General features: G+C 35.3%; 21 protein-coding genes and 1 other RNA gene. 12 read left to right on the top strand and 10 right to left on the bottom strand.

Annotated features, from left to right (window positions below; genetic code table 11):
* Positions 1–176 precede the first annotated feature (176 nt).
* The gene (locus fad_RS06945; RefSeq protein ID WP_081142884.1) at positions 177–527 is read right to left on the bottom strand and encodes a DUF6015 family protein; all 351 of its coding nucleotides are present in this window, start codon (positions 525–527) and stop codon (positions 177–179) included.
* A 78-nt stretch (positions 528–605) separates the two neighbouring features.
* Positions 606–1532 carry a nucleotidyltransferase family protein gene (locus fad_RS06940; protein WP_081142883.1) on the bottom strand — a complete coding sequence of 309 codons (927 nt, stop codon included), beginning with the start codon at positions 1530–1532 and terminating at the stop codon, positions 606–608.
* A gap of 134 nt (positions 1533–1666) precedes the next feature.
* On the opposite strand from fad_RS06940, the gene fad_RS06935 reads away from it, so the two are divergent.
* The 5 genes from fad_RS06935 to fad_RS06915 all read left to right on the top strand — a co-directional run bounded on the left by fad_RS06935 (position 1667) and on the right by fad_RS06915 (position 6254).
* Positions 1667–2980 (top strand): aldehyde dehydrogenase family protein, encoded by a 1314-nt coding sequence (locus tag fad_RS06935; protein WP_081142882.1) that lies wholly within the window; start codon positions 1667–1669, stop codon positions 2978–2980.
* Positions 2981–3000: 20 nt separating this feature from the next.
* On the top strand, positions 3001–4140 hold the full coding sequence (locus fad_RS06930; protein ID WP_009886518.1) for an MFS transporter: 1140 nt from the start codon (positions 3001–3003) through the stop codon (positions 4138–4140).
* A gap of 67 nt (positions 4141–4207) precedes the next feature.
* Complete coding sequence (locus fad_RS06925; RefSeq protein ID WP_236940562.1) at positions 4208–5464, top strand: MFS transporter; 1257 nt, start codon at positions 4208–4210, stop codon at positions 5462–5464.
* A 34-nt stretch (positions 5465–5498) separates the two neighbouring features.
* An RNA gene (gene rnpB / locus fad_RS06920) (RNase P RNA component) lies at positions 5499–5790 on the top strand.
* Between the two features lie 44 nt (positions 5791–5834).
* Positions 5835–6254: an NUDIX hydrolase gene (locus tag fad_RS06915; protein WP_009886516.1), complete on the top strand. Its 420-nt coding sequence runs from the start codon at positions 5835–5837 to the stop codon at positions 6252–6254.
* Here fad_RS06915 and bluB read toward each other — a convergent pair.
* A complete protein-coding gene (gene bluB, locus fad_RS06910) occupies positions 6243–6908 on the bottom strand; it encodes a 5,6-dimethylbenzimidazole synthase (protein ID WP_081142879.1) in 666 nt (221 codons plus the stop codon). The genes fad_RS06915 and bluB overlap by 12 nt on opposite strands.
* A gap of 108 nt (positions 6909–7016) precedes the next feature.
* Between bluB and fad_RS06905 the strand changes: the two genes are divergently transcribed.
* The 4 genes from fad_RS06905 to fad_RS06890 all read left to right on the top strand — a co-directional run bounded on the left by fad_RS06905 (position 7017) and on the right by fad_RS06890 (position 11905).
* On the top strand, positions 7017–8429 hold the full coding sequence (locus tag fad_RS06905) for an APC family permease (protein ID WP_009886514.1): 1413 nt from the start codon (positions 7017–7019) through the stop codon (positions 8427–8429).
* Between the two features lie 147 nt (positions 8430–8576).
* A complete protein-coding gene (locus tag fad_RS06900) occupies positions 8577–9044 on the top strand; it encodes a hypothetical protein (RefSeq protein ID WP_081142878.1) in 468 nt (155 codons plus the stop codon).
* 185 nt (positions 9045–9229) lie between these two features.
* Positions 9230–10615 carry an RNA-guided endonuclease InsQ/TnpB family protein gene (locus tag fad_RS06895; RefSeq protein WP_081142877.1) on the top strand — a complete coding sequence of 462 codons (1386 nt, stop codon included), beginning with the start codon at positions 9230–9232 and terminating at the stop codon, positions 10613–10615.
* 138 nt (positions 10616–10753) lie between these two features.
* On the top strand, positions 10754–11905 hold the full coding sequence (locus fad_RS06890) for an IS256 family transposase (RefSeq protein ID WP_081143175.1): 1152 nt from the start codon (positions 10754–10756) through the stop codon (positions 11903–11905).
* A 64-nt stretch (positions 11906–11969) separates the two neighbouring features.
* Here fad_RS06890 and fad_RS06885 read toward each other — a convergent pair whose 3' ends face one another.
* From fad_RS06885 to hydA, 3 genes are all read right to left on the bottom strand, one after another.
* Positions 11970–12560 (bottom strand): DUF998 domain-containing protein, encoded by a 591-nt coding sequence (locus fad_RS06885; protein WP_081142876.1) that lies wholly within the window; start codon positions 12558–12560, stop codon positions 11970–11972.
* Positions 12561–12637: 77 nt separating this feature from the next.
* Positions 12638–13888 carry a M20 family metallo-hydrolase gene (locus fad_RS06880; protein ID WP_081142875.1) on the bottom strand — a complete coding sequence of 417 codons (1251 nt, stop codon included), beginning with the start codon at positions 13886–13888 and terminating at the stop codon, positions 12638–12640.
* Between the two features lie 9 nt (positions 13889–13897).
* The gene (hydA, locus tag fad_RS06875) at positions 13898–15271 is read right to left on the bottom strand and encodes a dihydropyrimidinase (RefSeq protein WP_081142874.1); all 1374 of its coding nucleotides are present in this window, start codon (positions 15269–15271) and stop codon (positions 13898–13900) included.
* 95 nt (positions 15272–15366) lie between these two features.
* On the opposite strand from hydA, the gene fad_RS06870 reads away from it, so the two are divergent.
* Positions 15367–16497: an amidohydrolase gene (locus fad_RS06870; protein ID WP_081142873.1), complete on the top strand. Its 1131-nt coding sequence runs from the start codon at positions 15367–15369 to the stop codon at positions 16495–16497.
* Between the two features lie 56 nt (positions 16498–16553).
* Positions 16554–18065: a histidine ammonia-lyase gene (hutH, locus tag fad_RS06865; protein WP_009886507.1), complete on the top strand. Its 1512-nt coding sequence runs from the start codon at positions 16554–16556 to the stop codon at positions 18063–18065.
* Positions 18066–18115: 50 nt separating this feature from the next.
* Here the strand turns inward: hutH and fad_RS06860 are convergent, their stop codons facing one another.
* The 3 genes from fad_RS06860 to fad_RS06850 form a co-directional block, all read right to left on the bottom strand.
* The gene (locus fad_RS06860) at positions 18116–19441 is read right to left on the bottom strand and encodes an ATP-binding protein (protein WP_009886506.1); all 1326 of its coding nucleotides are present in this window, start codon (positions 19439–19441) and stop codon (positions 18116–18118) included.
* Between the two features lie 256 nt (positions 19442–19697).
* Positions 19698–20585: an IS481 family transposase gene (locus fad_RS06855; protein ID WP_009886505.1), complete on the bottom strand. Its 888-nt coding sequence runs from the start codon at positions 20583–20585 to the stop codon at positions 19698–19700.
* Positions 20586–20724: 139 nt separating this feature from the next.
* On the bottom strand, positions 20725–21759 hold the full coding sequence (locus fad_RS06850) for an IS110 family RNA-guided transposase (RefSeq protein WP_257788222.1): 1035 nt from the start codon (positions 21757–21759) through the stop codon (positions 20725–20727).
* A gap of 125 nt (positions 21760–21884) precedes the next feature.
* Here fad_RS06850 and fad_RS06845 point away from each other — a divergent pair, with 125 nt between their 5' ends.
* Positions 21885–23045, top strand: a complete 1161-nt coding sequence (locus fad_RS06845; RefSeq protein WP_081142046.1) for an IS256 family transposase — start codon at positions 21885–21887, stop codon at positions 23043–23045.
* On the opposite strand, the gene fad_RS09340 is transcribed toward fad_RS06845, so the two are convergent.
* Positions 23040–23183 (bottom strand): hypothetical protein, encoded by a 144-nt coding sequence (locus fad_RS09340; protein WP_155951140.1) that lies wholly within the window; start codon positions 23181–23183, stop codon positions 23040–23042. The genes fad_RS06845 and fad_RS09340 overlap by 6 nt on opposite strands.
* Positions 23184–23197: the final 14 nt, after the last annotated feature.

The raw sequence follows: 23197 nt of genomic DNA, 5'->3' as shown, positions 1-23197 counted from the left end.
GTATGTATATTCAGTTTCATATAGATAAATATAGATTGATTATTAGTATAGATTATTTTTTATATGGCTTTCATAGCATTCACACTAATTTTACATAATAGATTTACATATTAAAGTTGCTGTCAATAAGAAAATGCTATATTAATAACTCTAAAATAAAGTATAAAAATTACCATTTACATGTTTTTGAATATTGAATCGTATATATTTTTTTCGGAATCTTCCTTTTTTTCTTCTTTTGCCAGCCTATTTATTTTGGCTTTGTCCAGGTACCACTGGTTGATACGCCATGCCTTTCCATGCACTATATTAATTTCCTCCCTGTGGGTTGTTACTATTCCATATTCCTCAAGATTGTAAAAAACATCCCTTTCAGCAGCCGAAAGAACATTGTCTATTATATAATCTTCATATCCAAAAAAAGAAAGGATAAAGTCGCAGAGATCTTCTGAATCTTTTTTAGACATTCCTTTTCTACCATAAATGTTGTCAATGGCTTTAAACAATTCTTCCCTGCTAACTGTCATGCCAATATCATTAATAACATGTTATTAAATATTATGAATATACTTTATATAGTATGATGGTCGATTTCTAATATATTTTTATATGGATATCTCTTCCATTATTGTATTCTCATATGCATACAATAATGTGGTATCCCCAGTTCTTATTACCTGCCCCTTAGAATATTTTTGATCTGTGTCATTCTCAATATAGCCTGTCCCGGAATCTATTTTCAATATTTTTCCAGCTTGAATTTCAACGTTTTCACCGGATCTGATATAGTACTCGACTATACTTTTACTCTTATCAAAATATAATGTTTTCAAATATCCATATGATGTGTCTTCCCTGCCTTTGTATAATTCTTTTATGGTTCCTAAATCCTTTTCACTGTCTATGCCAAACCAGAGGGCGTCCTCGCAGTACACACCCATCCTGTTATTGTTTACAAGGTACGGAAAAACACTTTTTTCAATATCCTTTTCCATATATTTTCTGAAAAATGTCTCAAATGCAGATTTTTTTATATAGTATAATCCTGCATTGATATAATGGTTAAGTTCAGGCTTTTCCCTGAAATTGTCAACCTTGTCCCCTGAAAATTCTACTATCCCGTAAGGGCTCTGCATTTTAGTTACATACATTATTACATCATAAGCCCTCGATTTCGAAAACTCCACAAAGCTCCTGAAATTTATGTCGGTAACAGTATCTCCATTTCTTACTATGGCGTCCTCATTTATATTTTTCATGAGGTTTGAGAGTGAAAATAAAGTTCCCATAGGTTTGTCTTCCCTGAGATAATGGATATTCATATCTTTATAATTTTTATAACGTTCTTCTATAACCTCGCTCAGGTATCCGGAAAGGATATAAACATCAGTGATTCCTATATTTTTAAAATCAAAAAGCTGCCTGTCCATTATGGTATAATTATCCTTAATTTCCACCAGTGCCTTGGGTATATGGTCTGTTATAGGTTTCAGCCGTTTGCCATACCCTCCTGCAAGAATAGCTCCAATCATGGTGTGTAATGAAATACTTTTATAATTAATTTTGCAGTATTATTACTTAGTGTAATAATCAAATATAGCTGCCGACAAAATAATGTCATGTGCCGGCACCAAAAAGGTAAAGTAATCAATATCCATTTTTATATATGGAAATATCAACATTTAACCCTTTTACAGAAAAAGAACTTGGCAGGTATGATGTAGCTAGCATTGAAGATGTTAAGGAGACTATGAGAACTCTAAAGGAAAACCAGCTCAAATGGAGGGTAGATATTGATAAAAGAATTGACATGCTGAAAGAATCAAAGAAAAATTTTGAAAAAAATGCTGAAAGCCTTGCAACATTGATGTCATCCGAGATGGGAAAACCTATAAGCCAGAGCATTGCAGAAGTACAGAAAACACTCAGGCTCTTTGATTATTACATTGAAAATGGCGAAAAGTCCCTGGAAAATGAATATGTACATACAGAGGCAAAAAAATCCTATATAAGATTTGACCCACTTGGGGTTATAATCATAATAATGCCATGGAACTTCCCATTATGGCAGGTGGCAAGAGCTGCAATTCCCGCATTGCTGGCAGGGAACGCTGTTCTTCTCAAGCACGCTTCCATAGTAAGCGGGTCTTCTTTGAAAATCCAGGAGTTGTTTAATCTTGATACATTTAGGTCTACAATAACAACAGGCAAAATAATAGATGATGCCATTAAATTCTCAGACGGTGTTTCATTTACAGGGTCTACAGCTGCAGGGTCTATAATAGCTGCTGAAGCAGGAAAAAACATAAAGAAATTTGTAATGGAACTGGGTGGTTCAGATCCCTATATTGTCCTGGATTCTTCAAATATAGATGAAGCAGTAAAAAACTCCGTTTACGCGAGACTGCAGAATAATGGCCAGAGTTGCATTGCCTCTAAAAGATTCCTTATAAATGATTCTATATACGATGAATTTTCCAGAAGAATGCTGGAGGAATATAGCAGGGTAAAAGTGGGAGACCAGCTGGATAAAGACACATATATTGGCCCACTATCCTCTGTATCACAGAAAGATATAATAACAAAGCAACTTAAGGAATTGAAATCTATGGGAACTGTAATCTCTACCGGGGATAACTTTGGAAATGTAATAAGGCCAGCACTGGTAAAAATGGATAAAGATTATGGGGAAGAGGTTTTCGGGCCTGTTGCAATGTTGAGCAGGTTCAGGAATATAGAAGAAGCAATAAAACTTGCAAATGATACTCCATACGGGCTCGGATGCTCAATATGGGGAGACCCGGATAATGCAGAAAAACTTGTTCCATACATAGAATCAGGTACAGTATCAATCAATAAAATTGTTGCTTCCGACCCGAGATTGCCATTTGGCGGGACGAAGAAAAGCGGAATCGGACGTGAACTATCCAGATATGGAATACTTGAGTTTACGAATATAAAAACCGTATGGGTGAATTGAACTAACCATTAACGATTTATATGAAGGCCCAGAGTTATTTTATTTCAGTTTCAAAGGCATCGAGGTCATTTATACTATCGATGCTAGCAGTTATAACCCCTTTCTACCTGTCAAAATTTGTAAATGTTTTTGATGTTGGAATCATAGTATTATTCAGCATTGCATTCTCAACACTGATAATTTACGTATTTCCCGCATTGAATATTAAGAACTGGCTCAAAATGTATGCAATTTCCGCCGCACTGGCCATAGCCCTGCTGTTGAATTTTATATTCATGAATTTTTATGTCTTTATCTTTTCCCTAATGCTTGGCTCAATTTCCCTTTCAGGCAGGGACATAAGCCCGAACCAGCCAATAGAACAGTATGCTATGGCTCATTATGAAACGGATATGAAAAGCAAGAGAATGGCATTTTCACTCTATAACTTTTTTTCCTATGGGGCATCAATAATAGCTTCATTATTCCTATTCTTTTATGTGAACATCGATTACAGGATAGTATTCCTTTTACTCACACTTGTGGCACTATGCCAGTTTGTACTGTACCTATTTATAAGGTTCCCGCAGCATAAAAGGATGAAGGGAAAGGATCTGGATGTAGAAACAAAAAAGAGGGTGTTTTCACTATCATACCTCTTTGCAATGGACTCATTTGCCGGCGGCATGGTAACAGTATCAATGATTTCACTGTATTTCAAATACGTATACCACATATCCCTGAGCACAGCCGGTTTGATTTTTGTTGCAGTCAATATTATAACCACAATATCTATTCTGATCTCTCCCTTAATTTCATCAAAAATAGGTCTTATAAGGACCATGGTATACACACATTCGGTGAGCAACATATTTTTAATGCTTGTGCCTGTTATACACGTACTTGCTATCAGTGAAATATTCCTGTTTCTCAGGCAGACAACAAGCCAGATGGATGTGCCGGCTCGGGATACCCTTATAAATACTGTTATTGAAGAGAATTACCGGGTAAATAGCAATTCTATATTTTCAGCAGTGCGGAATGGTGCCCTGATTCCCGGACCCGGGATTGTGGGTGCTGTGATGACAGTATTTCCACCCTTTATGTTTTTCGCCGGTGGAGCCCTGAAGCTTTCCTATGATATTATATTCTTTGTAAAATACAGGAAGATAAAGATATAAAAATTTTCTACCGGTGCACAAAATGCACCTTTGCACATTTTCTTTTAACATTATTGACTTAGCTTTCATGGAAACCGAATATCCACAAGGCAATAGTGGCATATCAAAAATTATGCTAACATCACTTTTTATCGATGAATGGAACATATTCTCTATCCCCATGATAAGCATATTTGTGGAACACAGCTTAAGATTTGGAACAACGATGCTGGGTCTTGTTACAGGTGCAACTATAGGAGGAGCATCTATCGGGTCAGTACTTGGAGGGTATATGGTAGACCGCTTTGGCAGGAGGAAACTGTTCTTTTTCAATCTCATTTTATTCCTCATCTCTGCAATACTATCCGCACTTTCAATTAATTTGACAATGCTGGTTATATTCCGGTTTCTTGCAGGAATTCCTGCAGGTGCAGATATTGCCAACGTTTACTCATATATTATGGAGACAGAAAAACCCGGGCACCGTGAGGTTACAGGGGCTTATAACACACTCATGGCGAGCGTGGCTATACTGGGTTTAAATGGAAGCGTGGTAATTCTACTAATTTCTGGCTTAAAAGCCACAGCAATATGGAAAATTGCCATACTGATCCAGATAATTCCAGTACTGTTCCTTCTTCTGTCCTATAAAAGAATACCGGAATCAGATATATGGAAAGCTAGCAATAAAGAAGCTACTTACATTGATTTCTTCCGGAAATTAAGGCATAACCGGGTACAGTGGAGAACATCTATGTATAGCTGGTGCTGTGGAATCGCAAGCGGGATTGAGGTCGGGACATTTGCCTTTTTCATTCCTTATATAATATTGAAATTTGGAATCTCCGGTGCAATTAATGACCGTTTTATCATTATCGGCATTTATTCTATAGGAATTCCTGCTGGCTATTTAGGCCCGAAGATTTTGCCTAAAATAGGTCTGAGAAAATTAAGTTATTCAGGTTTTGCACTATCGTTTGCCGGGCTTGTCATATCAGGATTGGCACTTCTGTTTAATATATATATTGTTTTGCCGGTATCCATGATGATATTTGTATGGGGAAACCACTGGAATAATGAGCCAATAACTACTTCACAGGCTCTGGTTGCCGATTCAGACATGAGGGGCAAAGCTGTAGGCATCTCCAATTTCATTTACCAGCTCCCTTCATTTCTATCTATTTCCATATTTCCCATTATGTTTTCAGCCATAGGGATGGGGTACTCAACCCTGGTGGTGGCCATTGCTTCTTTTTCGGGAATTGTAATAACACTGTTTGTATTCCGGGAAATATTCGGATATCGCAATGATGCAACATACGATAGCGAATGCGTGCAATCCTGATAAGTTTAAATCTTTTGCAGCGATAAACTGGTGGAAAAGCCCGAGGGCAACTGACGCCGAAAGGTGAGGAAAGTCCCCCCTCCACAGCTGGCTGCAACCGGTGAAAGCCGGTATGCCGAGAGGCATGGTTAAGAGACAAGAAATAAACGGTTCCATGTGAAGGATGATTTGAAAAAATGACGTTTCATGGAGTGCTGATGAGAACTCTCCCTGCAGGGAGCAAGTCTAAATTGAATCGTTGACTACAGCTGCTAGATTCAGGTAAGACGCATAGTCGAATGTTGCCAACCGAAAGGCTAACAGAAGGAGGCTTACTCCGGGCATTTCCACCTTTTGAATACTGTTAAATATACATTTTTCATAATAATCTATGGAATGCATGGCAGCCGTAGCCCTTATATTTAACCGTGATAAATTTCTGTTAATAAAACGGGCTGAACAGGATGGAGACCCATGGTCAGGGCAGATGGCACTTCCTGGAGGGCACAGGGAAAGGAATGAAAGCTGTGAACAGGCAGCAATAAGGGAAACCATGGAAGAGGTAGGACTGCCAATCACTGTTAAAAGGTCACTGGGAATATACCATACTTTGAATGGAAATGTGAGTGTAGAGGCATATGAGTGTTTTTCCACTGAAACAGCAATACATCCGGACAATGAAATCTCAAAGTATTTCTGGGCAACGCGGGAAGAACTTATGCATAAAAATGAAACATATAAATTCAGGGATTATATCGTGTTCGGGTTAACATACCGCATACTTTATGATTATTTTTCCTCAAATCCATGAATTTTTCAGTTTATCAATTGTTTCTGGATCAGGCTTCTCTCCCCATTTGTCCATGTATACAAAATTAGAAACATCCAGCCTTTTTTCCCATTTCTTTTCCTCCAGTTCCGGTATATCATGGTCTTCGGAAAGGTAGCCCACTGCAAGATATCCTACAAGCTTAATACTTTCAGGAATACCCAAGATTTTCTTTACCATATCAGGGTCAATGAAACTGATCCATCCCATTCCAATCCCCTCTGCTCTGGCAGCAAGCCACATATTCTCTATTGACAACACGACACTATACTCCGACATTTCCGGCATTGTAGCCCTTCCCAGTATGTCGGGGCCTTTTCTGGAAACATCGCATGTTACGGCCATATTAAGATCCGATTCTAAAATTCCTTCAATTTTTATATTTTGGAATTTTATCTTTTTTTCATCCGGGAGAGAATTATAAAAATCCATTCTCTTTTCTTCTACAACTGCCTTAATTTTCTTTCTCGTTTCTATATCCCTGATTAAAATATAGTTCCATGGCTGTGATAATCCCACCGAAGGTGCATAATTTCCTGCTTTCAATATTCTTCCCAGGCTGCTATTGTCTATGTGTTTATCAGAAAACCACGACCTTACATCTCTCCTTTTTTTTATGGCTTCATAAACATCCATCTGTGGGTATAACTTTCTATGATAATAACATTCTATCAGAATATCTGAGGTGTTCCATGTTCCATATATATTGCGATAAATTTATATATAAATTGTAGTTGTATTCTGATGGACAATCTGGATTCAAAATCCGGCCTTGCTACCCATACATTAAGCATGTGGCAGGCACTGGCCCAGGGGCTTGGAACCAATGGCCCGGCTGCTGTTACTGCCTTATTTTTTGTAGGAATTGCCGGGGCTGTTGGCTCTTCAATGACGCTTGTTATAGTTCTTGCCTTTATCATTTATTGTGGCATGACTCTGGTGACATATGAATGGTCAAAGGAGGTTGCATCCGCATATTCATGGGCAGCATTCCACAGGAAAGCCTTCGGGGACAGGGGCAAATTCCTGTCTTTTTATGGTGGTATTTCCTATTATTACTATTACCTCCTTGGATATACAGGATTCGCCATGTTAGGATTAACCGCCTTCCTTTACGCACTGGATCCATCACTAGCTGCAGCATATCCATGGATCTGGATACCATTAACAATTATAATTATTGGAGAGACAACAGTCTTGAATTTCTTCGGTGTTAAACTGTCCTTAAAATACGTTCTTTATACTGGCCTTGCTGAATTTATATTTCTTATAGGGACATCAATAGCCCTTATAGTAATTGCCGGCCCGCATAACTCATATGTACCATTCACAGCTGCAGCAGTGCATTTCAACTATACCGATATTGCAATTGAAATGATTCTTGGAATCGCTACATTTGGTGGGTTGAATTCTGTGGTACCGGTAGCAGAGGAAACTAAAAATCCAAAGAAAAACATACCCCTCGCACTGGGTATACTTGCCGGGTTAATAGGGGCAGTTATAATAATTAGTTCCTATGCCCAGTCCGTTGTCTACGGCGTTACCAATATGTTCCAGTATGCAAACCTATCAGATCCTGGAATTTATGTTTATACAAAATATCTTGGCCTGGCGGTTGCTGCAGTATTTGTCTTATTTATCATTAATAGTTTTAATTCATCAGGGGTTGCATTCGAGACAAGCACTGTGAGAACATCCTATGCATATGCAAGGGATAAAATCTTATTTCCAAAAGTTTTCACCAGTATTAATAAACACAAAGTGCCAGGGAACCTTGTTATATTCACCGGCCTGCTGAGCATAACCATAGCAATAGTATCAGGCCTCATTCTCGGCCCTCTAACAGCCAGCTTATTCCTTATAATAAGCAACTCAATTTTCAGTTTTTCAAACCATGCAATAGCTGGAATCGGCCTTGGGGTTTACCATAGAAGAAAAGGAACTTTGAGAATAATACAGCATTTAATAATACCCTGGGCAGTAGCAATAGCTCTTGTAGTTGCTATTGTATACGTTGTATACCCTGCCCCGGCGCCACCACTTAACTACGCCTCATATATTTCTGGCATATACTTTGTGTTCATTATAGTGCTCTATTTTTATTACAGGGCTAAAAAACCGGATATGCTTGAAGAAGTTGGAAAGTTTACCCTCTAATTTTTATTATTTGAAAATCTAGGCACATTTGCAATTTACCATACATAATTAAAATTCCCATTGTCAATGAATTCAAATAATTTCTCGGAATAGTATACTAAAAAACATTTCCTAAAAATTTATAACCAAAAGCCTCATTGTGGAATTATGCAACCCGGAACAGATAATTTACAGGGTCAATATAATGATGTATTAGCAGAATATATACATGGGAATAAAAAAATTATTGCAACTGAAACAAAACTTGTTTTGTTTAATGGCAAGGAAGAAAAAGATGTCGATTATAGTTCTATTGCAAGTTTGAATGTAATAACCGGGCGTGGTGGTTTTCGAAGTATAAATATTCTACGCATTATTCTGATTATTGTAGGGTTTCTCCTCATGTTGCTATTTCTCGCATTTGGCTATATTGGATTGTCAATTGGTGTGTTTTTCTTTGTGGTGGTTATAGCAATATTTACATATCTACTCAGTCACACCATCTCTGTTACATCCTACTCAATTTCCCTAACCAACGGGTCAAGTATCGTCCTGGCAGAAGGAACCGGCACATTGGAATTTCTAAAAATAATAGGGACAAAAGGTGTTGAGATTAAATTTATAAATAAACTGTAACGACGGCCAAAATTACCAGGGCCTTATCTATATTATGTACTATTGATTTAAGCCTTTATTTTACAAATCATTCTACCAGAAAGAAAGCCACTGAGTTTACGATGTGGATGAATTTCTGGAAATAAAGAAATAAATGGAAATAATTTATATATTAAATTGATATAATAAAATTAATAGAAGAAAGTATGATAGAAGCAAAGAGAAACAAAATTAAAAATTCATTAAGAATAACAAAAGAAAGAAGAAAAACACAGGATGTAATAATTCTTAAACTAAAAATAGACAATGATAAATTAAATAATAATACTATAAAGGCATTAAACACAATCTTTTTAGAAGCTAAATGGCTATATAATTATGTTATAAACAAAGAATTCAACAATGATATTTTTAATATAGATTCTAAAATAAAGAATGTAAATGTATATGTTAAAGACCATTATGAAACAAGGGAATTGAAATATTTATCATCACAGATGAAGGAGGAAATTATTAACAGGGGAATAGACAATATAAGAGGTCTTCATAAATTAAAAGAAAAGGGATTTAAGATAGGAAAATTGAAATTTAAATCATTTATAACATCAATACCATTGAATCAATATACTATAACATATAAAATAATAAATAATAATTATATTAAAATACAGAATATAAAGCAGTTGTTAAAAGTAAATGGCCTGGATAATTTAGAATGCTATTATGAACCGGCAAATGCATTGTTAATCAATAATAACAATAATTATTATATCAACATAACAGCGTATAAAAATAAATACATTTTAGAAAAACCTGTCAATAATCAAAAAATAATATCATTTGACTTAGGAATAAAGAACCAGTTGACATGCTCTAATGGATCAATATTAAACTATAATATACCAAAATCCAAAAAAGAAATAAGATTGCAAAGGTCATTGTCAAGGAAAGCTAAATATGCAGAAGGTTCAAAGAATAAACTCAGTAAAAAACAATCCAGGAATTATTATAAAACTAAAAACAGATTAAACAGAGAACAAGCTAAAACAACAGATAAAAGAAAAGACACTATTAACAAAATAGTCCATTATCTAACATCCAATTATGATATAGTAATAACACAGAACGACAATATATCCGGATGGCGAAGGCTATTCGGAAAGAAAATAGAATCTACAGGCATAGGTGGAATAATAGATGCACTTAAACATAAGGCATCAACACTTATACTTATAGATCGTTTTATTCCTACCACAAAGGAATGCTCTAAATGCCATAATAAATATGATATAAAATTAGATGAAAGGATATATCAATGCCATAACTGTGGTTTTATAATTGATAGGGATTATAATTCTTCATTGAATATGATTTATTATGGAATAATAAAATTAAATGAATTATTAAAAATTAAAAATAAAAAATTAAATAGTTATTTTAAGAAATATAATATAAATATAAATGTACCTATGGAGCATAGGGAATTAACGCCTGTGGAGATTATTGCCTCTGGCTTTGAAGGGCTTAATATAAGCCCCTATGTGAAGTTAAGCATGGTCAATGAAGCAGGAAGCCTCTATGCTTTAGCATGAGGTAGCTCACTTCTATTTTCATAGTTAATATACCCGGTTTCTCAATGCATTATAATTATAAGAAAATCACAGTGATAGTGTAAGTAATTGTCTGTAAATTATAAATGGCCTTGCACAATTTAGATTGGGGTGAAAAAAGTGCAAGACCAATTAGAAGTATTAAAAGAAAAGATAAAAAGTTATGGATTGAACAGGGAGAATATGAGGGATTTAAAGAAATGGTTCCTTAATGACCTCATGAATGAAGAAGCAGAGGAACAGATCAACGCATCCAGGTATGAGAGAAATAGTAACAGGAAAGACTATAGAAATGGGTATAAACAGAGATCATTATTGACAACAGATGGAAAGGTTATATTAGACAAGCCACAGTTCAGGGAAACATCATTCCATACAGCTGTATTTGACAATTATTCAAGGGTAGAGAGAGCTGTAGAATCCATAATACTGGAATCATACTTAAGTGGAGTTTCTACAAGAAGCGTTAATAAAGTAATAAAATCCTTAGATGTGCAGGTATCACCATCCTATGTGTCATCATTATCCTCATGGCTTGACAAAACAGTTAATGAATTCCTTGAAAGGAAGATAGATGGAGTTTATAAATTCATATACATAGATGGAACATACCTTAAAATAAGGGATAATGGAAGATACAGGAATAAGGCCATATATATCTGTGTAGGAATTAACAGTGATGGATATAGGGAGATATTAGGAGCAAGTATATATGATTCTGAAACTGAAATAGAGTGGGAACTATTCTTTGATGATCTTGAGGATAGGGGATTAAATGGTGTTGAACTGGTAATATCAGATGGCAATAAGGGTATAAGGGAAGCAGTTAAACAATCATTTCCAGGATCATCATGGCAATACTGCCATGTACACTTTATGAGGAACTTAAGGAAATTAATGGGAAAGCAGCAATGGAATGATATATCATTGCTTATAAAGCAGGCACTTGATAATCCTGATATACTCCCTGTACTGCAGGATAAGCTTTTTGATAGAGGATTAGATAAATGTTCCAGTATGTTTGACAGATACTATGATTCATTGTATAACTACAGAACATTCAATACGAATATACAGGGACTTAGAAGGCTAAGGGTATCCAATACTATAGAGAGGCTAAATGAAGAAATAAAAAGAAGGACTAAGAAAATAGGTGCATTTCCATCTGATGATTCTGCAATGAGATTGGCAGGCTCAATAATGATAGACACAAATGAAGAGTATGTAACAGGAAGAAAATATATTAATATGGAGGAAATCAACAGTCAGTAAGGCTATTTACAATTTACAAAAAATAATGTACATTATCCACAGTGTTTCAAATCTCAAATAAAATTCATCTATTATTTTTCAATTTCTGGAATGTATAAATGTGGAGCAAAACCATTATGTCAATCACAATAACTCCGAATATTTCATCCTCGGCAACAGATTGCCATGGTATTTCAATAAACAGGACCCATGATACTGGAAGAATAATCAAAATTGCAATTCCTACTTTTCTGAATTTTGTAAATAACAGTGAAATTCCGATTGTAGCATATGCTATAGAAGCAATTATAAAAAACCATATGGAAACAAAGTCATGGGGATAAGTACCCTCATGGTATATTCCTATTAACGCTAGAAACAACCCTGCAATTATGAAGAATGCAGACCCTGTATTCTCAATGCTATTCCTGGAGTTTGCAATTGCCGCAATGGCAAATAATGCAATAAGCAGCCCTGTTACCATCAATCCTACATTATAAATATAAGGGTCTGCCGGAGCCTGATGCTGAAAAAAATTTGAAATAGTATTTGTTCCACCCAGGTCGCTTAATGCATTTTTTTGAATTCTAAACCACGGATTAACACTAATAGCTGCAAAAATAGTTATCCATGCCGCAGCAATAGCTGAAAACCCAAGATATTTGATATACTTCATAAACAATTATAATCATATTAATATATTTAGTTTTCTAATATATAATTATGAATAAAATATGTTTAATAAATCCATGCTTAGTTTTTATCCAGATTTTTAACAGCTCCTAATAGGACTTCCAATCCATTTTCAACATCTTTGAAATCTGTCCATTCAAGCGGTGTATGGCTTAAGCCCTTTATACTGGGTACAAATATCATCCCAGCCTCAGCTATTTTAGACATAGGTATGGTATCATGCCCTGCACCACTTGGCATCTCCATGCTGCTAAATCCCAGTGACTTTATTGAAGCCCTTATTGCATCCATTACCTTATCTGACATTATAGAGGGCTCTACCTCTGCAACTATACTGTACTTTATATTAACGCCATTTCTTTTAGTTTCAAGTTCTTCCAGGACTTTTTTCTTCATGTACGCAAGGCTTTCGCTGTGTTCACTCCTCAAATCTATTTTCATTGCTACATGGCCTGGAATTACATTGAACCTTCCAGGTTCCACCGATAATTCTCCAACGGTGCCTACACTATGGTTGTTGTATTTCTTAGATGCTTCCCTTGCAATTTTATCTATCATGGCAATTATCCCGGCTGCCCTTACCAGTGCATCGCTTCTCATTTCCATTGGTGTAGTCCCGGAATGTCCCTGTATGCCATTAACTTCTACAGAAAGCACACATTGCCCTGTTATGGAAGTTACAACGCCTATCTCCTTTCCCTTTTCTTCCAGTACAGGCCCCTGCTCGATATGGTATTCAAGATAGTATTCCGGTTTCCCGGGGAACTCAGAATCACCAAGGTATTCTATTCTCTGCATGGCTGATTTAAAATCAACTCCATCCCTATTTTTCAAAGCCCAAAGATTTGCTTTGCTGATCTTTCCCGTGAAACCATTGCTTCCCAGCATAGGCTGATGGAATGCTGATCCCTCCTCGCCGGTAAATGCTGCTGCAACAATATCCCTGTTGTTTCTGTATCCTGATTCCTTTAACCTCAAAAGGACTTCAAAAGCACTGAAAACCCCCATGGCTCCATCGAACATTCCACCCTGGACAACGGAATCCAGATGGGAACCCATCATTATTTTTCCCAGATCAGGATTGCTTCCATTTAACGTAACAAATATGTTCCCGAAAATATCTACAAATGGATCGAATCCGTTCTTTTTACACAGGTCAACAAAATAATCCCTTGTACTTTTATCACTATCCGTTCCTGCTGGCCTGGTTACCCCGTCATTTATAGTTAATTCTTTATATTCTGATATTGCTTTTCCGTTTTCCCTGCCTATTGATCCCTGTTCAATCAGCATTTTCTTAATTCTTTCCATGTTATTCGTTTAAATCGCCTCCTTTCCCAGAAAATGGCCTTTCTTTCCTTTCCCTGTGAACACATCATTCTCAGCAACTATCTCTCCGCCAGAGATTGTAAGTACAGGCCATCCCTTTGTCTTCATGTGGCTGTATATGGCAATGTCAGTTCCCATATGCAGGTCTTCAGCCCTTAGCCTGTGTTCAAGTTCAGTATCTATTACAGTTAAATCAGCATCGCTTCCTATTGAAATAGTACCTTTTTGAGGATACAGATTGAAAATTTTCGCTGGGGATGTGCTTATTACATCAACAAACTTTTCAAGTGTTATGCGCCCTTTCTGCACGCCTTCGGAAAATAGTAGGGGCAATCTGGTTTCTATGCCTGGTATGCCATTTGGCACCTTATTAAATGGTATTCCTTTCTTTTTCTGATATGCCAGGAATGGCACATGGTCTGAACCCACTGCCTGTATTTTTCCTGATGATATGGCATTCCACATTGCATTAATATCCTCTTTTTTTCTCAATGGGGGGCTGCAGAGGTATAAATTGCCATCTTCCCTATCAAGGAAGCTATCATCCAGGATTAAATATTGAGGGCAGGTCTCTCCATATATATTCACGCCATGCTTTCTTGCACTGTCTATAATTTCAGGCGATGTTTTTGTTGAAAGATGGACACAGTATACCTTTGCACCGGAATCTCCTGCCATCACAGCTGAATCAGCAACGGCAACGTCCTCGCTCACCGGCGGTTTGCTTATGGCATGGTATTTAGGGTCAGTTTTTCCCTGCGCTAAAAGAGCTTCCATATTTCCTTCAAGGAAATCATTATTTTCTGCATGAATCTGAACCATTATGCCATACTTTTTAGCAGTGTTCATTCCCTGCAGAATCTGATAATTATTAGCGTACCTCCCGAGATTCTTGTATGTGGTGAAAATTTTGACAGCCATTATCCCGAGTTTGGATAACTGTGAAAATATTAATTCAAGCCTCTCTATAGATTGGAAATCTTCTGTTACCATCATGGGCTTTATGGTAAAATCCAGTGAACTGCTATCGGAAAACCTCTTTATTTTAGAAGCAGCTGCAGCCACCGTATCCTCATTTTTAGTTGCCTGTGAAAAATCCAGCACTGTTGTTGTGCCGCCTATAGCTGCTGATTCTGTGCCATTCTTTATTGTTCCGGCACTGGAATAGCCTTCTATGTGTGTATGCGGGTCAACACCACCGGGAATAACCAGTTTTCCGGATAAGTTAATTCTCTTTGTATTGCCCTTGAAATCATTTAAGTTGCCTATAACTGCTATCTTTCCGTTAATAATTCCTATGGATGTCCTTTTTAATCCGCCATGTAAAAATACATTTCCATCATCCAGTATAAGGTCAAAACTCATGTAAAATATATCAGGTATGGTTATTTAAAATTTATGAGCAAGCATGAAATGAAAACAATGGATTAAATTTAAATTGCATTTGCATATATTCTACTATGAAGGCAGTTAAGGCAAATGTGCTTTATGATGGAAATAAAAAACAGAAGAATGTTTATGTTTGTTTTGAAGGCAATACAATCACAGAGGTTACTGAAACAAAGCCCTATGGAGAAATCATAGGTGAAGGCGTTGTAACACCTGCATTCATTGACCCGCACAGTCATATAGGGCTGGACAGGGCAGGTGAGCCGCCATATGAGAGTGAAGCAAATGATAAGCTGGATTCTATGCTTCCACTTGCCAGGGCCATTGATGGAGTATACATGGATGATCACGCGTTCACAGAATCTGTTGAAAGCAATGTGATATATTCCGTTGTTTTGCCCGGGAGCGGGAACATTCTAGGTGGCATGGGTTCCCTGATAAGGAATTTTGAAAAGAATACAAAGGATGCTTTTGTCAGTGATATAGGCGTTAAGATGGCACTTGGATACAATCCCAGAAGCACCACGGAATGGAAAGGCACAAGGCCAACTACAAGAATGGGCGTTGCAGCCATAATAAGGGAAAACTTTTTAGCAGCACAGAAAGCTGCGAATCTTATGAGCAATGGAAAGAAAACTATAGATGAAATAGACCCGAAAACAGAATTTTTCATAAAATTAATAAGTGGTGAATATAAAATAATGTGCCATCTCCATAAGGAAGATGATGCATTATTCCTGATGTCACTTGTTGACCAGTTTGGAATAAAGCCCATAATCAACCATGGAATGGATTTCCACAGTGAGAAAATATTCGAGGAAATCAAGAAAAGAGACCTTTCCCTGGTATATGGTCCTCTGGATTCACATCCATATAAGGTAGAACTGAAGCACGAAACGTGGAGAAACGCCGAACTGGTGAAGAAGTCAGGTGTACGTTTTGCCCTTATTTCGGATCATCCTGTAATATTGCAGCGGAACCTTTTCCTTACAACAAGGCATTTCATGAGATTCGGTGCATCAAAGGAACAGTGCATATCATATGTTTCATCAAGGCCTGCTCAAATACTCGGGCTCGATAATCTTGGGACAGTTGAGCCCGGAAAACTCGCATCGTTTAGCATCTGGAATAAAGACCCATTTGAACTGGACGCATATCCTGCAATGGTTTTCGGGGAAGGGAAACTTGTCCACAGTGAATAAATTAACTATTACGTCATCTGGCGTAGTTTAATATATAATTTAGCATTGTAAACATTATGATTTACATTGACGGTAACAATTTGAGTATAGAGGATGTCAATGCTGTTGCAAGTGGCAGCGAAAAAGTAGGCATAGCTGAGTCTGCAATAAAGCAGATACAGTATTCAAAAAAATCATTGATGAAAATACTGGATTCCGGCAAGCCTGTATATGGTGTTAATACCGGATTCGGATCACTCCTTAATGTAAATGTGGACAGGAAAAATATAGTACAGCTTCAGACAAACCTTATACGTAGCCATTCTTCAGGGATAGGGGAACCACTGGATATTGAAACTGTAAGGGCTATTATGCTGGTAAGGGCAAACACACTGGTGAAGGGTTATTCCGGTGTATCGGAGAATATGATTGATTTTCTGCTATTCATGTTGAACAATAATATAATTCCCGCTGTTCCCAGGTACGGTTCTGTGGGGGCAAGTGGGGACCTCGCACCACTGGCCCATATTGGCCTTGCACTTATGGGTGAAGGTGACGTATTCTACAAAGGAAAAATCCAGAATGCAGGTACGGTATTCAAATCACTTGGAAAAGAACCATACAGTTATGGTGAAAAAGAAGGCGTTGCACTGATAAATGGCACATCTGTGATATGCGGCATACTGGCTCTGGAAATAAAAAGATCAGAGAAACTTGTTTCTGAAGCCCTTGGATCATTTGCACTGGCATTTGAAGGTTTATCCGGAACTGATAAGGCTTTCACAGAATGGGCACTGGCATCCCGTCCACATGAAGGCCAGCAAATGATAGGAAAAGCCTTCAGGAAACTATTCAATGGCAGCATGATTATAGAAAATGCAAATAAAAGCAAGGTACAGGATGCATACTCTCTGAGGTGTACTCCCCAGGTTTACGGTGCCGTGTGGGATACACTCCAGTACGCCAGAAAGGTTTTAACAACAGAAATAAATTCCGCAACAGATAACCCATTATTGCTGGGGAATGAATACATTTCCACGGGAAATTTCCACGGGGAGCCTGTAGCTATGGTTTCCGATTTTGTAGCAATCGCCATGACGGATTTTGGTAATATGGTAGAAAGGCGCCTGGCAAGGATTGTGGATACAAATTTGAGCGGGCTGCCTCCATTTCTTGTAAAGGATTATGGACTGAATTCCGGCTATATGATCCCGCAGTACACAGCAGCAGCCCTGTGCAATGTAAACAAAACGCTTGTACACCCGAATTCCGCTGATACAATTCCTACCTCAGCCAACCAGGAAGACCATGTAAGCATGGGAACCAATGCAGCATTGAAACTTATTGAAATTAACAAAAATGTGAAGTCTATAATAGCAATAGAATACCTTCTTGGAGCCCAATCACTGGAATTCAGAAAGCATGAGCCTTCCCCGGCAACTCTCTCAATATATAAGAAAATCAGGGAAATAGTCAGACCTCTTGATTCTGACCGTCCCTCCACAGGTGATATAGGAGCAATTACCAGCATGATGGATACAGAAGAGTTTCTCAGCCTTATCAGGGAAAAATCTGGATTTTGCCGCTAAAACCTTGGCTAACTATCTTTGCAATATTTTTAATTCTAAAAATTTTATTGTTAATTCAAATTAAGCAGCCATTCCCATAAAGGAACGAATATTATTTTTTCATTGTTTTCTATTATAACGCCTTTAAAATCCCATGTGATAATTGATAATTTATGCGCTTCAAAGTATTTTGCAGCTGATAATAATGCAGATATTTCTCTTTTGTCAATTTCACTTGCGTCTGAAGCGTATGTAACCTGTATTAATTCTACAATTTTTAAGGAATCTGATACTACAAAATCAACCTCTTTTCCATTTGCTTTTCCATATTCCTTCCAGTACGAAACATCCAGATTGTTTTCAATACATCTATGATTAAGTTCCAGAAAAACTATATTTTTCATCAATCTTGTTATGGACATTTCATTTTTCAGTGCGTATATAATACCAGGGTCAACTGAATATATCTTCTTGTTATATGACATTTTTTTGTTTTCAGATCTGGTGTATATATTCAGGCTAAACAGAAAAAATATTTCCCGGGAATCATATAAAAATTCCAGTAATTTATTTTTGCTGATTTTATAACCTACAGACTTAAATGTATTGTAAATCTTTGATATGCTGAAATATTTAGAATATATAGATACTGAATACTTCATAAATGCATCAAGAACATTCACCTCAGAGATATTAAAATGTTCAGCCATATCCATGGAAAATATTGTATTGTAATATGATTTCAATATCATTAATTTATTATTATCATTTTTCTCAAGGGCAACCTCGGGATAACCTCCATATTTAAAATAATTATTGAGTTCTGACAGTATATATCCTCGCTGATCGGTGTATCCTGCTAAATTTGAATATTCCATTCTATTAAATTCTAAATATTCCTGAAAACTCAGTGGCATTATAGTATACTCAATATTTCTCCCTCTTAATGAAGTGGAAATTTCCCTGCTTAATAATTTAGAAGATGACCCCGAGATAAAAATTTTGTATTTTGATGTGTCATAAACTCTTCTTATATATTTTTCCCAGAATTTTATATTCTGTATCTCATCAAAGAACAGGTATATTTTTTTATCTTTTGAGGGGTTTGCAAGTTCAATGAACAAAGGAATTATATTATCCATGTCTGAAATTGTTACATTCATCAATCTTTCGTCCTCAAAATTTATGTATAATATATTGTTTTTAGGTTCTGTTTTCAATAATTCATTGATTAAATAATACAAAAAATAGGTTTTTCCTGATCTTCTCGGGCCTATAATTGTGATAATTTTATTTGAATCCATTGACACATTAATATTTCTTTTATGTGCTTCAGGTACACTCGCAAGTAACCATTCTGATATCACTTTTCTGAAAGCTAATTTGCTGCCTTCCATATGTATGCAATACAACAATAATATAAAATTGTTTTCTAATAAAACAATTTCATACATAATTTGTTTTTTTAGAAGACAAATTTAGGTAACAGATTAATTTAGCACATAATAGCAGACCATAAAATTTTCTATGACTATCGCTCAATATACCTTTCTTTTTGAATAAAATTATAAAAATTGACCGGTAAATTATTAAATAGTAAATTATTTATTAATATTGTTACTGTGATATCCCGAAATTAGTTCCCTTATATATTTATTGTTCTTTAACATTTAACTTACCTCCCTTTTCTTCATATGCCATAGCTGGTGTTACAACAGGCCTGTCATCTATGGATAATGACATATGCCTTCTCTTATAATTGTAGTAATATACAACTTCATCCCAGGTACTGAAATAAGGCCTTAGCCTTTTAATTGTGTAGTTTAATCTTTCCAGTTTCCCATTAGTCTGTGGATGATCTATTCTTCCAACTATATGTTTTATATTATTGTTATCTAAATATTCCTGGAACTTGTTCTTATCACCGGGTATTCCATTCTTACCATTTGAAAAGAACTGTGTTCCATGGTCTGTCAATATCTCTTCTGGCTTTCCATATAAATCTATAGCTATTTCCAAGGTTTCTATTGTATTATCAATAGTTTCCTCACTGTATATTCCCATTCCTACTATGAACCTTGAAGCATCATCCTCTATTATTATCAATTTCTCACTATCACTGTACTTGGTCCAGTCCATATGCCATAGTGAATTAGAATGTTCCCTCTCATACTTCAGGTATTTTCTCTGGTTCTTCTTATTAATATCCTCATTTACCATATTGTATTTTAACAGTATTCTGTATATAATATTATGCGATATTTGTATACCCTTATCCTTAAGGTATTTCTCTATCGGCAATGGCCCTGATAAAGGATAATTATCCCTTATGTTAATTATTAATTCCTCTGTATTGCTGTCTATATTCTTTTTCTTTCTTCCTGTTTTATATAATTCTTCTTTTCCATATTCTAAATAATTGAAATAGATCTTATTTATGTACCTTACAGTTACTCCATAAATAATTGCTAATTTCTTAGATGATTCTCCTTTTTCTTTCTGTTTGATTATGTATTTTATTTTTTTATTGTTTAACTTCACCTTTTCTTTAACTCTTTTTTCTATATTATAATGTTTATATAGTATACTATATTAATTTTACTTTTTACATATAAATATTCATAACTTCTATAGCTTACGCTATTGATATTCAAAAATACGTATTTTCTTTAATTATTTTTTAATTTATATTATTCAGAGGATCTTCAAAATCCTTATTATTCTTCAATACGGAGTATATGATATTCAGTAATTTGTTGGAACACGCAATTAATAGCTTATTTCCTTTCATGCCATCATTCTTCTTCCTTGTGTAATATCTTTTAATTACTGGATTAAATCTAATAGCAGATACAGTTGATAAATACAGTGCATACCTTATTAACGGGTTTCCCCTTTTTGATATTTTTGATGTAATATTATAATCCCCAGATTGTTTAACCACTGGATCCATACCTGAATAGGCCCTTAGCTTTATAATAGAATCAAACCTGTTTATGTCTCCTATAGATGACAATATTATAGAACCTGTTATAGTCCCTATTCCTGGAATTGTCTTTATTTTGGAATCCATACTATTATACTCATCTTCTATGATATTTTTTGTTTTCATTAACTGCTTGTTCAATAATTCCAGTGTTTCAATGTTTATATCTATGTCGTATTTGACTGCATTATTAGTATTGCTGTTTATTAAGATATTTCTTATTTCACTGTGTTTACTGTCACTGATATATTTTATTTTATAATTATTTTCAATGATTTGATCTATGTTGCTTATTATTTCCATGAAATATTTGGAATTAACATTGGCCACCGCGGTTAATCCGGGGTATAATAGATCCATATCTACTATTAACTGGTTCTTTGCCATTGTTATTTTCCTGTTTATTCTTATGTATGTGTATACGTATTCCTTAAGATTTGTGTAAGTATTCTCAGTATTTTTATCCATGGTAATTATATTGTTTTTACGTATGATAATATATTTTGCTATTGCTTCTGCATCTATTTTATCTGTCTTATTCTTCCTTATCCTTGAACTCTTCAATAATTTTGTCTCCAGAGAGTTTAATATTATTGCACTGCGACTGTTTTCTATTAAATAATTGTATAAATTCACATGGTATATACTTGTTGATTCCATTCCTATTTTTATATTTCTATAATTCTTTATTATCTTTAGAAATTCACTGAAGCCATAGTTATTGTTTATCAGTATTCCCCTTTTTATTGGTTGTGTATGTAATTATGTGTAAATATAAACCCCTCTGTTATCAATGAATTCAATCATTAAATAACAGAGAAGGATACCTCTTTTGTTCAGGGAGGTAATAAAATATGGAAAATACAGATATAAACATATCGGATATTGAGAACATAGACATAGATAAATTATTGAGAAATGCAATAAAGGAAAGAATAGAGAAATTAATGGAAATAGAGTTAAATGCATATTTAGAAAATAATCCAGGAATAAAGAATGGAAAATATAAGAGAGATCTAAAGACAAAGTATGGTGAAATAAAACAGTTAAACATACCAAGAGACAGGGAAAGCAATTTCCATACACAGGTAATAGAACCCTATAACAGATCAATAGGAATGGAGGACCTAATAGTATCAATGTATTCCAATGGCATATCTACAAGGAGAATAGCAGGTATAATGGAGGATATATTAGGAAATAAATATTCTAAATCCACAGTATCAAGAATAACAGATTTAACCATAGAAGAGGTTTATAAGTTTATTAACAGGCCACTGGATAAAAGGTATATAGCAGTATTTTTAGATGGATTATTCTTCTATTTAAGAAGGGGAAATGTGGATAAAGAGCCTGTTATATTTGCATTAGGAATTAAAGAAACAGGAGAATATGAGTTACTGGGATTCTATTTAACAGTTAAAGAATCACATAATACATATAAGGATGTACTGGAAGACCTGTATAATAGAGGATTAAAAGAGCCATTGTTAATTGTAGCAGATGGAATAAAGAATCTGGATGAGGAAGTAATGGAAATATATCCCCGATCAGAGTTTCAATTGTGTACAATACACTATGCAAGAGGATTAAAATCAAATGTAAGGGAGAAAGATATTGATGAAATAACAATAGATGCGAATAAGATGTTTAAATGTGATAATAAAGAAGAAGCTATTATAAAATTCAATGATTTTAAATACAAATGGGAGAACAAGTATCCTAAGGTAATATACAATACTGAAAAGAATCTGGGAAAGCTATTAAGATTCTATAATTATCCTTCCAGTATATGGAGATCATTGAAATCTACCAATGCTATTGAACGATTTAATGGAGAGGTAAGGAGAAGGGTAAAAACAATATCATCATTCCCTGATGAGGATTCAGCAATGAAGGTATTTTACTATAAATCAATAGAATACAATTCAAAGCATGCATTCAGGAAGATGAACGGATATTATAAATGCAATGATGAAATAAAAGAAATGTTCAATAGGAGGTACCCTTTATAAACACACATAATTCTGGACACAATCTTTTATTAAATTCATTTCACTGTTTATAATGCAATAATCAAACTTCTTTTTAGCTATATCTATTCCAACATATATCATATAACCTCCAGACCAGTTCACACTCTCCCTTTCCATATTCCAACAGCCTT

Origin of the sequence: Ferroplasma acidiphilum (assembly GCF_002078355.1) — an archaeon.
GTDB classification, from domain to species: Archaea; Thermoplasmatota; Thermoplasmata; order Thermoplasmatales; family Thermoplasmataceae; genus Ferroplasma; species Ferroplasma acidiphilum.
Note: the sequence above shows the minus strand (reverse complement) of the source record. Positions and strands in the feature narration are given on the sequence as shown.